This window comes from Aurantibacillus circumpalustris, assembly GCF_029625215.1.
In the GTDB taxonomy this organism is placed as follows: domain Bacteria; phylum Bacteroidota; class Bacteroidia; order B-17B0; family Aurantibacillaceae; genus Aurantibacillus; species Aurantibacillus circumpalustris.
Genome location: NZ_CP121197.1, coordinates 1,157,497 through 1,170,707 on the forward strand (window position 1 = coordinate 1,157,497; position 13,211 = coordinate 1,170,707).

Consider the following 13,211-nt stretch of genomic DNA (forward strand, 5'->3'; position numbering starts at 1 on the left):
CTTTTGGAACACACTCTCTGTTCCTCAGCGTCTCTCAGTTGAGAGATCTTAAGTAGGTGCTACTTCCGGAAACTCAATCAAGTCTTCAATTTGTGATAACACTTCTGCCGAACGTTTTACTGAATCAACATCTTCAATAGTTAAATATAGTTTATTGTTTTGTTCTTTTAAAGTACACAAGTTTGGGTATTTCTGCGCATACATCAAAGCCGCTTGAAACATGGGACTAGAAAAATAGTCACTTTGCTGTTTGTTTAAAAAGTAAGCTAACATTTTTTTATTTTTCAAGGTTAGTTTTTCAAACCCTAATCGCATAGCTTTCCAACGGAGGCGAACGACGTGAATTAATTCTGTCACTTCTGCTGGTAGCGGACCAAAACGGTCTCTTAGATTTTTTTCAAACAAATGTAAATCTTCCTCTTTTGTGATGTTATCCAATTCTCGGTATAACATTAAACGCTCTGTTAAGCTACTTACATAAGCATCTGGAATTAACAATTGTAAGTCGGTATCTACAACCGTTTCTTTCACAAACTGTCGTGAGAAAATAGAATTATCGGTTACTTGACTGGTATCTACAATGTCTTTGTACCAATCTTCTTCTTTTAATTCTTCTACGGCTTCATTTAAAATTTTCATATAGGTATCAAAACCCATATCATTTATAAATCCGCTTTGTTCGCCACCTAATAAATTCCCTGCGCCGCGAATGTCTAAATCACGCATGGCAATTTGAAAACCACTACCAAGATCGCTAAAATCAACAATGGCTTTTAAACGTTTGCGAGCTTCGTTCGTAAGCATGATTTGCGAAGGAGCTAACAAATAACAAAATGCTTTTTTATTGCTTCTACCAACACGACCACGCATTTGGTGTAAATCGCTTAATCCAAAATTTTGCGCATCGTTAATAATAATTGTATTCGCGTTACTGATATCTAAACCACTTTCAATAATTGTTGTGGCAACTAAAATATCATAATCACCTTCCATAAAACCAAGCATCACGTCTTCGAGCTTGTCGCCAGGCATTTGTCCATGACCAATTGCAATACGCGCATCGGGTACAAGCCTTTGAATGATTCCGGCAATTTCAGTAATGTTTTGAACTTTATTATTTACAAAGAAAACTTGCCCCCCTCTCGCTAATTCATAGCTGATGGCGTCTCTAATGAGTTCTTCATCGAAAACATGCAGCTCTGTTTGCACAGGGTAGCGATTTGGAGGTGGCGTAGAAATAGCAGAAAGATCTCGGGCACCCATTAAGCTGAATTGCAAAGTCCTAGGAATGGGTGTTGCAGTGAGGGTTAACGTATCAATATTTGCTTTAAATGTTTTTAATTTATCTTTTACGCCCACACCAAATTTTTGTTCCTCATCAATTATTAGTAAGCCAAGATCCTTAAACTTCACATCTTTACTCACAAGTTTATGCGTGCCAATTAGGATATCAATTTTACCTTCTGCTAAACGTTTAAAAATTTCTTTTTGTTCTTTTGCTGAACGAAAACGATTAATGTAATCTACCGTACAAGGAAGATCACTTAAACGATCTTTAAAGGTTTTATAATGTTGGTAAGCTAATATAGTAGTAGGAACTAGAATGGCAACTTGCTTGCTATCACACACCGATTTAAAAGCTGCACGAATAGCAATTTCAGTTTTTCCGAAACCAACATCGCCACAAACTAACCGATCCATAGGGTGAGGGCGCTCCATGTCACGTTTTACATCGCGCGTTACTTTAATTTGATCGGGAGTATCTTCGTAAATAAACGATGCTTCTAATTCGTGTTGCAAGTAATTATCTTTTGGAAAAGAGTGCCCTGGTTTGGCTTTTCGCTCTGCGTATAATTTAATCAAATCATAAGCCAACTCTTTTACATTGCGTTTTGTTTTTTGTTTTAATGTTTGCCAGGTTGTGCTACCAAGTTTATCGATACGGGGCACCTGACCTTCTTTCCCACTATACTTGCTAATGCGATGTAAACTATGAATACTTACATAAAGCGTATCATTATCTTTGAATAATAATTTTACACTTTCTTGTTCTTTACCGTTTATGTTGAGTTTGTGTAATCCTGCAAAACGTCCAATACCATGATCTATATGCGTTACATAATCTCCAGGATTTAAAGTTAGGAGTTCCTTAATCGTAAAGGCTTCCGCGTTTTTATGCTTTGATTCTTTTAATTTAAAACGGTGGTAACGTTCAAAGATTTGATGATCGGTATAAATGGCAAGTTTTAAATCTTCGTCAATAAAACCTTCATGAATATTAAGAGGCAAATAATCAATCAAGCTTTCGTAAGTGCGGTGCTCTTTAACAAGTAAATCATTAAAAATGCTAATTAGTCTGTTAGCTTGTTTTACATTATCGGTTAAAAAATAATTATGATAGCCCTTTGTTTTATTCTCTTTTAAATTAGCGATGAGAAGTTCAAAGTTCTTGTTAAATCCAGGTTGCGGACGTTGATTGAACTTAATTGTTTCTGAAGAAAGTATGGATTGAATTCCGAATTCAATGCAATTATAATTTTTTACAGCCAGTTTTATTTCTTCAGCATTGGCAAATAATTTTTCTGGCGGCACTTGTTTTACTTCTCCTTGATGCGCGTTATACGCTTTTGTTGCGGACACTAATTTTTTATCAAATACATCAAACATATAGTCTGCATCCTCAATAACCAAAAGAGTATCAGCTGTATCAAAATAATTTAGGAGCAAAGCTTTATCTTCTGTAAAAAGAGAAGAATTAATATTAGGAATGATGGTAACAAAATCAAAATTTGCTGTGGAGAGTTGCGTGGAGGGATCGAAGGTTTTAATGGCTTCCACATCGTTTCCAAATAATTCGATGCGATAAGGAAATTCATTCGCAAATGAATACACATCAATAATTCCACCGCGAATACTAAATTGACCAGGTTCGAAAACAAAGTCAACATTTTCAAAATTATAGGAAATTAAAAATTCAGAAATAAAATCAATGGATAGTTTTTCATTCTTTTTTATTTGAAGTGTGTTTTGATGTAGTTGTTTTTTCAGAGTCACCTTTTCACTAATAGCATGAGGGTAGGTAACAACCACACCTTTAAAATTGTCTTTTGAAAGAAGGTTTAGTACTTCAGCACGTTCTTGAATGTTAGCATTAGTGGTTTTTTCTACCTGATACGGTTGCTTATAGCTTTCCGGAAAAAAAAGAACTTTTTCTTTGGGAAGAAGCGTATCCATATCATTGAGCAAATAGGCGGCTCTTTCTTTGTCGGAGGCTATAATCAGTAAGTTTTTTTTCTTTTGAAGAACGAGCGTTTGGAGCAAAAAGGGCAAGGAAGATCCGTTTAAACCCTGAAACCAATGGTTTTTGTTAAGGTTTATCCCTTCAATTTTAGTGTTAAAAATCCCTTCGAGAGACTTATTTAGTAGCATTTTCGTGTTAAAATTACGGATTATCGCTTTAAAAACGGGAAAATGACTTAAAAAAGCGCTTAATACATAAGCCTCTGCAACCACTTATAAAAGATTATTCGCCAGTGACGGAAATCCCCCTTTTTTTTAACATAAATCTTATGGATGTATGCTTTCTACTATATATATTTGTTTATATCTAATTAAAAAACATACAAATGAAAAAAAATTTACTTACCGCGCTCTTTTTCGCTTCTATAAGTGGAACGATGTTTGCGCAATTACCTGTGAGCACAGCTCCACAGAATAAAGGAGTGTTGTTAGAAGAGTTTACAGGAATTCATTGCGGCTATTGCCCTGATGGTCATGTAAAAGCAAATACGATTCACGATGCCGATCCAACACGTGTGGTTTTGGTGAATATTCATTCGGGATCATATGCTAATCCGTCAGCAGCGAACGATATTGATTTGAGAACCGCTGAAGGAACTTCGATTGATGGTATGTCTGGACAGTTGATTGCAGGGTATCCTGCAGGAACTATTAACCGAAGAGTAATGGCAGGATCACAAAATACAGGTGGAATGGCAGAAAGCCGCGGTAGCTGGATATCAAATTCAGCTATAGTGAAAGCAGAAGCTGCTTATTGTAACGTGGCGCTGCAAGGAACTTTAGATCCTCAAACGAGAGTGTTGACTGTTGATGTTGAAGTATATTATACTGCGAACAGCCCAGTTGCTACTAACTCATTAAGTGTTTTTTTGTTAGAGGATGACATTCGTGGTCCGCAAAGCAATTACGGTACTCCTTATTACAATTTAAGTAATTATAATTCGGATGGAACATATAATCATAATCACGTATTGCGTAAAGCGCTTACTCCAACGTTTGGTATGACTATTCCAAATACAAGCGCTACTAGTTTATTTACAACTCAGTTAACGTATACAATTCCTGGTACTTATCCTTTGTCGGCAGTAAAAAGTACTTCTCCTAATTTTGAAAAATTAGCAATAGTTGCTTTTGTGAGTCAAACTGACCGCAACGTAATTAATGTAGCACATGGCCCGCTCGCTATGACAAAAGATGCTAAAGCTGTTTCTGTTTCGTTACCATCAATTATTTGTGGCAATAGCTTAAATGCAATTGTTACCGTTGAGAACAAAGGTATGGCAACCATTAATAATTTAACCATTACTCCTTCGGTAGACGCGGTTAGTCAGGCACCAACTCCTTGGGCAGGTACTCTTTTACCTGGTGCAACAACTACAATTGCTTTGAATAATATTACGGCAACTACTGGCGGTGGGCATGCTTTTACTTATATAATTTCTGGAGATTTTTATACGGCAAATAATAGTGGTTCTGGTAGTTTTTATCTAGCTTCAAATTATCAAGGTTCTCCTGTTGCAGAAGGATTTGTTTTTGGCGCCTTTCCACCTGCATCTTGGGCAGTGGCGAACCCAGATAATGGCCCAGCCTGGACACGTAAGAATGCAGCAGGTTGTGGAGCTTACAACTTATCTCCAGAATCAGCTAAATACGATTTTTTCTCGAACACAGTTATTGGGGACAAGGATGAATTAATTTTACCTCCAATGAATCTTCAAGGAGCTAATGATCCGGATATGTATTTTGATCTTGCTTATGCACAACGTAATTCCAACAGTAACGACGTTTTAGAAGTATTTGCTTCGGATAATTGTGGTGCTACCTGGACAGCGGTTTATAGCGCTCAAGGTATAAATTTATCGACGGTTTCCTCTCCGATTCCTACTGCTTACCAACCAACTCCAACAAATCCTCAAGAATGGAGAACAGAATCAATTACACTTCCTGGTTTTAACAAACCAAACGTACTTGTAAAGTTTGTTGTTACAAACGATAATGGAAATAACTTATATCTTGACAATGTTAACCTTTCGCAATCTGCTCCAACATCTGTGGGTATTTCGAATGCAAATGCTTCTGAAAACTTTGTCACACTTTACCCTAATCCAACCAATGGTATTACAAACGTTACCATCACTTCGAAAAAGGCAGGTGAAGCTAGAGTGTTTGTTACCAATACACTTGGTCAGGTTGTAAGCTTTAAGAATGCTTCTTTAACGGAAGGATCTAACAATATTAAGTTCGACATGAGTACTTTTGCTGTTGGTATTTACAATGTTGCAATAAGCACTGAAGAAGGTTCTGTTGTAAAAAAGTTAAACGTTACTAAATAATTTCCATAAAGAACTCCGGGTAAACCGGAGTTCTTATTTTTACAAAATAAATTTTATTTAAATCCTATTGGGTTTGATATCAAACGAAACAAAAATGAAAAAAATACTACTATTAAGCACTATTGGGTTGGCTGTTAATGTTTTTGCACAATCCACAATTGAGTTAAAGGACATGGATAATAATGTTACACTTTCTCCAAATGCGATTATTAACGCGGTTACTTCAGCTGGAAACAGTAAGCACATTAATCTTGACATTAAGAATACTGGATCAACAACCCAATCGTATAATGTAAAGCGTTATAACATTACTTTAAACAACGATGCAGTAGCTTATTTTTGTTTTGCAGGAACTTGCTATGGAGATCAAACTTTTTTCTCACCCACGTCTCTTACTTTAACCGCTGGACAAAATGCTTCGGGTATGCCGGGTAGTTTTAATAATTTAACAGCCTATTTAGATGAAGGTTCTGTTGTAGGGTATAGTGAAATAAAGTATTCATTTATCAATGCAGCTAACTCAAGTGATTCTATACAGGTTACAATGAAGTATAATGCCGCTGGCAATACAGTTGGTGTAAAGGAATCGTTTAAAAGTCTAAACGCTTTTGGTATTTTTCCAAACCCAGCAAAAGAAACTACGGCAATACTTGTAAATACCCCAAAAACAATGGAGGCAGGTGTTCAGGTGTTTAATTCTTTAGGTGAACTTGTTTACCAAAAAAACGTAACACTATTTGAAGGAAAAAATAAAATCGATGTAAATGTAGAAAGCTTTAATACAGGTGTATATTTTGCTAACCTTAAAACAGAAGGCGGAAACATTAGTAAAAAGCTAATCATTAGCCGATAATAAATTTGTTTTTGAAATTATAAGCCCGGTTAGTCCGGGCTTTTTTTGTGACAGATTTGAATAAGCGTCTATCTGATAGATTTCGTAGGAAACAAAATAATAAAGTCATCAGGAAACAAAAAACACTCTAATTTTATCATCAACTTTCCGACGTTTTGCAGGCGCTCTGTTTGAATAAGCGTTTTTGCCATTTATCTCTTGTTTGCCTTTAATGCTGAGAGACAGCTGAACATATAAAATTTTATTAGTCTCGTTAACCTGTATTACAATGCTTTTTCTCTAAGCAGAATCTCGTTATTTACTAAAAATTGTCACGCAACTGAGTTTCACATGTACGAAATATATTCCAGACGCTATTTTCTTTCAAAGAACGAGAATCGTCGCGCATAAATTGTTTATTTTTACTCTGATCACATAAACTACATCTTCATTTTTATGAAAAATTTTTTTAGTAAAAAACAGTTTATTTTTTTTCTATTTATTATTTGTCATGGGTTACCTTTCAATTTCTATTGTCAAAAACTCAATTATAAGGTATTTCAGGTAAATGACGGATTGCCACAATCTACAGTTTATGAAATTTTTCAGGATTTTGAAGGCTTTCTGTGGCTGGGTACTGACGGTGGTGGCGTTTGTCGTTATGATGGATTTAGATTTAAAACCTATGGAAGTCAAGAAGGTTTGACGGGAAATGTGGTAAGAAAAATTTGTCAAGACAAGGAACAGAAAATTTGGGTTGCTACTAATAACGGAGTCTTTTATTTGGAAAATGATTCATTTCAGATATTCAAACAAATCCCTTCCATGTTTATTACATCTGTGTTTTTAAGTTCTACAAATGAGATTTGGGTTTCAAGTTCTGGCAAGGGTGTTTATAGGATCACTAAAAAAAATAATATACACAAAGTAAAGCACTACGACGAATCGTTAGGCCTGGCAGGAAATTATGTTTTCGATATTGCTCAAGACAAATATGGAAAAATATGGATCCCTTGTTTCGGAAACGGCATTAGCATTCTAGATCCGACAACGGATGAAATTAAAAATTACGCGAATTCTAGCCCAGAAGCTAATGAAATTATTTGCCTCAAGCATCTTTCTGATGGAAACATGGTTAGCGGCACAAAATCAGCGGGCGCTATTAAACTTCACATTTCGCCCACAAACGAGCTCATATCAGCCTTGGTTCAAAAATCAGAAGGTTGTCAGGTATGGAGCATTGAAGATTTAGGTGTTGGAAACTTTCTAGTTTCTACAGATAAGTTCGGGGTAGTCGCGTCATTTCCTTCTAGAAATTTTGATTTAAAATCTGGATTGCCCACAAACAACACCTTTAAAATATTCAGAGACAAAGAGAAAAATTTATGGATTGGAACTAGTTCAGCAGGACTGGTAAAATATGTTGGTGACAAATTTATCTTCATTTCTAAAGACGAAATCTCTAACATTGGACAGGTTTCAGCGATCGTTCAGGATAAATTTGGACAATATTGGATTGGGAATTCCAGTGGACTAAGAAGTTTCTCATTTAAGAACGGAAAGTTATCAGATTTAAAATCCTTTTCAACTTTAAATGGATTACCCTCTAATGAACTAACTTGTCTGATGTTTGACAGTTTTGGCCGTCTTTGGATTGGCACAAGAAATGGACTTTGCTACCTTAAAGATGGTGTTTTTAAAAATTTCACAGAGGCAAATGGGCTAATTAATATGAATATAAATGCATTAATAGGCGATAGCAAAAATAGAATTTGGATTGGAACTTCAGGTGGCTTAAACTTAAAAGAAGAAGGTAAAGACTTTGTGTCAATTTCTGAAACAGGTGGGCTAGTTAACAATGAGGTTCAAACTTTGTTTGAAGACAAAAGAGGCGATATTTGGATTGGGACGCTTGGTGGGATCGTAAAATTTGACGGAGAAAAGCTTCAGACCTACGATGAACTTGATGGGCTAAGTGAAATTAAAGTGCAATCAATAAATGCGGATAGCAAAGGAAATATTTATGCTGGAACATTTGGCGGAGGTATTTTTAGGATGCAACGGCTCGCGGGAATGCCAGAATCCTTCAAGAAAATCTACGGAAACGGTCAACCAATTAATCCCAACATTTTTTCATTAACATTTCTAAACGATTCAATACTATTGGCTGGGTCCAACAAAGGACTTCATAAATTTGAATTTAAACAAAATTCCGATATACCTAACGTTTCTGTTAGTGGAAAGGATGTGGGATTTGTTAATCCCGAAATATCTTTTAATGCTATATTAAAGGACAATAACAACCAGATTTGGTTTGGAACCACTCAGGGAATTACTATTTACAATCCAGCTTTAGATAGAAAAAATCTCGTCGTTCCAACAATTCATATTTCGTCGGTTAAAATTAATGGTATAGAGGTTAATATACTCAAGCCACATATTTTAAAACATTTCGAAAACTCACTGCGCATTTCGTTCAATTCTGTAAGTTTAACCTACCCTACACGGAATGAGTATTTTGCTAAATTAGTCGGATTTGATACCACCTTCGTTAAACTATTTATTAATGAATCGAATTTAGATGAATTTTGTACTGTAGAATATAATAAACTACAGTCTGGAAATTATAAGCTATTGCTGAAATCAACTAATAATGATGGAGTCGAATCCGAAACTGCCTCTTTTCAATTTCAAATCGAACCGCCGATATACCAAACAAAAGCATTCATTTTATGCGTCGGTGTTCTTGCCATCTTTCTAATAATAATATTCATTAAACTCAGAGAAAGAAAGTTAATTCAAGCAAAAGAAAAACTTGAAAAAATCGTTTTAGAAAGAACGGAAGAAGTTGTAGCAAGTAAACATGAAATTGAAGAACAAAAAAACTTACTTGAAGTTCAACAACATGAAATTACAGATTCGATAAATTACTCCAAAAGAATACAACAGGCCATATTGCCAGACGTCCGTATCTTAAATAAAAATTTTCCTGATAACTTTATTTTATATAAACCAAAAGATATTGTGAGCGGTGATTTCTATTATTTCAAAGAAGTTGCGCCAGAATCGTTTTATCTTGCTGTAGCTGACTGCACAGGTCATGGGGTTCCCGGTGCATTTATGAGTTTAATCGGAAGTAAAGAATTAGCGGAATCAATTAAGATAGTAGATTCTCCATCTACTATCTTACAAAGATTAAATATCGGTGTTAAGGTAACCCTCAATCAAAGCACTGATTCTGTGATTCGTGATGGTATGGACATTGGGCTGATAAGGATTATTAATCAAGATGGTAACAAAGCCGTGAATGTAATTTATGCTGGCGCTAACAGACCACTATGGATTATAAGAAAGCATAGTACTGAAATTGAAGAAATTAAGGCTACGAAGTGTGCTATTGGAGGACATACAGAAAGCGCACAAGAATTTGTAGAACACACGTTGAATTTAGATAAAGGAGATTCGGTTTTTATGTTTTCAGATGGGTATGCTGATCAATTCGGGGGGCCTTCTATAATTTCCGGTGCCGGAAAAAAAATGATGACTAAAAGATTTAGGGAAGCGCTTCTAAGTTGTGCAAATAAAAGCATGCATAATCAGAAATTGTTTCTTGACGATTTTTTTGAAGAATGGAAAGGAAAGAAAACGGAACAGGTCGATGATGTACTAATAATTGGTATCCGACTCTAATTCTATTTACGAATAAAAATAAAATTGCCACCCTCGTCTCCCGTGTTTTTAATTGGATTAAAATCTGGAGATTGTTCGGAATTATTTCCTACCGGAATTTTTATCTTGCTAAATAACTGAGAAGCATCGAAATATTTTGATGTATTTGTAGTTAACGCCTGAATCAAATAATATGCAAATACTGAATGAGAGTCTTTACCGCCATCCATAACTGGTTCAAGTCCACCTGAAGAAATTGCCTGTCTAGACTTTAAATCATAAGTTTTTTGATAGTATTTGTCTGTATTTTCAAACGCAGCACTAGTCACCGATCCTCTAAAAATATCTCCACTAAAACAAGCGTCAGAGACTAATAGAGTATGTTTTGAAGGTATCCCTGCAAGAAAAGTTTGGATATCGGAATTTGAAATATAGTTTGAGGTTGAAGCAGTGGTAGCATCCACAGGCACCCAATACCCTTTATTCAATTCCTTTTTAAATTCTCCGTGACCTGAATAATAAATAAGAACGTTGTCATTTTCCCCAACCGTTTTCACAAGCCATTCAAGCTCCTTAATTATAGCGTCTCGGGTCGCTTGTTTATCATATAGTGTTTTAAAAACCTCAAATTTATAATTATCAGTCAACAGCTTCTCGATTGACATCGCATCATTGGTTGCGTTCTTTAGTGGTTTCCAAAATCCACTATAGGCATTAATTCCGATCAAAAGCGCGTAGTATTTCCCGGGCTTAAGTTCCTTTGCTTGATTTGATAAATTGGTACCTTTGAATGGGTCGCTTCCCCTGTATGTGACCTCTTTTTGACCTTCGTTAATCGCAACTACTTTCGATTGTAATTCTTTAGGCTGATATACGATATTAAAAGACTTTTCTTGGCTTCTCCCATTAAGGTCTTTTACAGAAACATGTACTTTATTAATACCCTCTTTCAAATTCAGCATTTTAGAAAAATTTCCATTTTCATCAAAAATAAGGGATTGGTTGTTAATCTCACCCCCCATAATTTCTATATAAGGTTTGATATAGCCACTTACTTTTATTGCATTTTGATCGGTCGTAATTTCCTGCCCATTAATTTTAGGAGAAAGAATAACTATCTCAAAGGTAGATTTCTGCGTTGGTTCAGCCGTTTCCCTTTCTAAATTTTTCTCCATGGCATCAAACTGATTTTTCATATAGTTTTTTCCCGCTAAATCCTCTTTCAAAATTATTCCCCCTGTAAAATTTTCATGATGCTCCAGTTCAGATTTTCCAACTCGCTCAGACACTTGTTCCAAATTATTCGCATCTCCTCTGAGATAATAAGTCTTACCTTTTTCTACAGTAAAATTCAATCTGCAGTAATAGGATAGTTCTTTCTCTTTACTGTCATTTATTTCCGCACAAAGTACTTCTATCGTTCCATTCTTGTAAAGCCTGTATTCAACACGACTTCCGGGTAATACTCGAGTAATCTCGCTTTTATCAATCAAAAGCGAATACCCAGTTCCTGAATTTTTCAATTGATTCTTTCGATAAATAAAAATTGTTGCATAATTTTGTGACAAGATTGGTGTAACCGAGTAAACAAACATCATAACAAAAAGGATCGTTTTTCGTAGCCCTAAGCTCGTATGGTAACTATTGAACTTCACATTTGATTTCTTAAAGATAGCCTCCATATTAGTTTCTATTTTTGAATTTATTATTAATTTCCGGGAAAAGTTCATTTTTAAAATTGACAGTAACTACCTTTCGATAAGCATCATTTCCGGCCGCAACAGCATCTTGTTTTACACCTTTAATATTAGTAAAATGTTTAGAATATATTTGCTCCTTAGTCAGATTATCCATAATTACAATGTTTACATCTAGGTACGATACATTTAATCCATAGGCTTCACCTCCTGCCCTTGTATCTGAAATAATTCTCACATCATAGTCTGCCAACGAATCTGTTGTTACAAAAATAAAGCCCAGTTCAAGAAAGTGATCTTTTAAAGCTGGTTCCAGGGTGTTCACTTGCAATTTTTGACCAATGTTTTTTTCTTCTGACCCAAAGAAAATGGTTGGACTCTGAATCTCTATTTTATAGTAATCACTTGAAGTAGTCTTCTTCCTATAAATTTTGGACAACAAACTCTCCTCAGCAACTCCTTTCAACAACTCATCCAAATCGAAGGAGATCTTTATCGAACCTTTATTGTTTTCTAATGAGTATGAAACAAGAGTGTTGACACTGCTACCATTTTCATTTGAATTGGTTTTTTGAGAAAGTAATTCCATTTTCCCTTTTACAACCTCATACTTCAACGGGGCATTTTTTACTGGCATTTCCTTGCCATTCCGAACAAGAAATACATTGCTTTTAAGGCCATGTTTATAGCCGGAATTCGGCTTCAACTTAACTTCCTCATTCAATGCTTTCACGCGGAGTTTGGTTAAAATATCTTCTACCGCAGTAGACGCTTCATTGAACACTAGCAAACTTCTGTTTTTGAGTTCCGAATCAAAACTTTCATTCATGTATGCTTCCAAAGGTTTGGTGCATTGTAAATACAGTTGAAGTGCCTGACAAAAATCAAATGAACTATCGGCTACAATCGCCTTTCTGAATAATAACTCTGCACTATTCAATGAACTTTCAAATTTTTCTCTTCTTTCCTGATAATACTTTTTCTTCGACAAGCGCAAATAGATCCAATATTCGGTTTTGTTTTGCCAAACGTCTACTTGTTCATATCCTGTAATTTCACGTCTAACATTTGTTCGAATACTTTCTTCAAAGGTTTGTTTTACCTGATTATCAATTTGGGTGGTATTAAGAAAAGACTCACTGTTTATAGTCACTAAAATTTGTGAGGAAATATCCATCAATGCTTTTGAATTTGCTTGGGAAATATAGTCCGGATTGTCTTTTGCACAAAAGTTAATGCCAACAAAGTAATCTGATGACTTTGGTGGATTTGTAACCCATTCAGGTCTTTTTTGAGAAAACAAATAGCTCGTCATGAAAAAATAAACAAAAACATATTTCGCTATTTTTTTCATGTATTTTTTCAGTTTAAATAAATATT

At 35.2% G+C, this 13,211-nt stretch carries 6 protein-coding genes; 3 read left to right on the plus strand and 3 right to left on the minus strand.

What is annotated here, in order from left to right:
- Window positions 1–48 precede the first annotated feature (48 nt).
- Window positions 49–3,429: a transcription-repair coupling factor gene (mfd, locus tag P2086_RS04865; RefSeq protein WP_317899313.1), complete on the minus strand. Its 3,381-nt coding sequence runs from the start codon at window positions 3,427–3,429 to the stop codon at window positions 49–51.
- Window positions 3,430–3,626: 197 nt separating this feature from the next.
- Here mfd and P2086_RS04870 point away from each other — a divergent pair, with 197 nt between their 5' ends.
- The 3 genes from P2086_RS04870 to P2086_RS04880 all read left to right on the plus strand — a co-directional run bounded on the left by P2086_RS04870 (window position 3,627) and on the right by P2086_RS04880 (window position 10,155).
- Window positions 3,627–5,633, plus strand: coding sequence for an Omp28-related outer membrane protein (locus P2086_RS04870; protein ID WP_317899314.1), 2,007 nt, complete (start codon window positions 3,627–3,629; stop codon window positions 5,631–5,633).
- A gap of 94 nt (window positions 5,634–5,727) precedes the next feature.
- A complete protein-coding gene (locus tag P2086_RS04875) occupies window positions 5,728–6,486 on the plus strand; it encodes a T9SS type A sorting domain-containing protein (RefSeq protein ID WP_317899315.1) in 759 nt (252 codons plus the stop codon).
- A 435-nt stretch (window positions 6,487–6,921) separates the two neighbouring features.
- A complete protein-coding gene (locus P2086_RS04880; RefSeq protein ID WP_317899316.1) occupies window positions 6,922–10,155 on the plus strand; it encodes a ligand-binding sensor domain-containing protein in 3,234 nt (1,077 codons plus the stop codon).
- A 2-nt stretch (window positions 10,156–10,157) separates the two neighbouring features.
- Here the strand turns inward: P2086_RS04880 and P2086_RS04885 are convergent, their stop codons facing one another.
- Together P2086_RS04885 and P2086_RS04890 are read right to left on the minus strand one after the other, a co-directional pair.
- Window positions 10,158–11,732 (minus strand): caspase family protein, encoded by a 1,575-nt coding sequence (locus P2086_RS04885; RefSeq protein ID WP_317899317.1) that lies wholly within the window; start codon window positions 11,730–11,732, stop codon window positions 10,158–10,160.
- Window positions 11,733–11,817: 85 nt separating this feature from the next.
- Complete coding sequence (locus tag P2086_RS04890; RefSeq protein WP_317899318.1) at window positions 11,818–13,185, minus strand: LPP20 family lipoprotein; 1,368 nt, start codon at window positions 13,183–13,185, stop codon at window positions 11,818–11,820.
- Window positions 13,186–13,211: the final 26 nt, after the last annotated feature.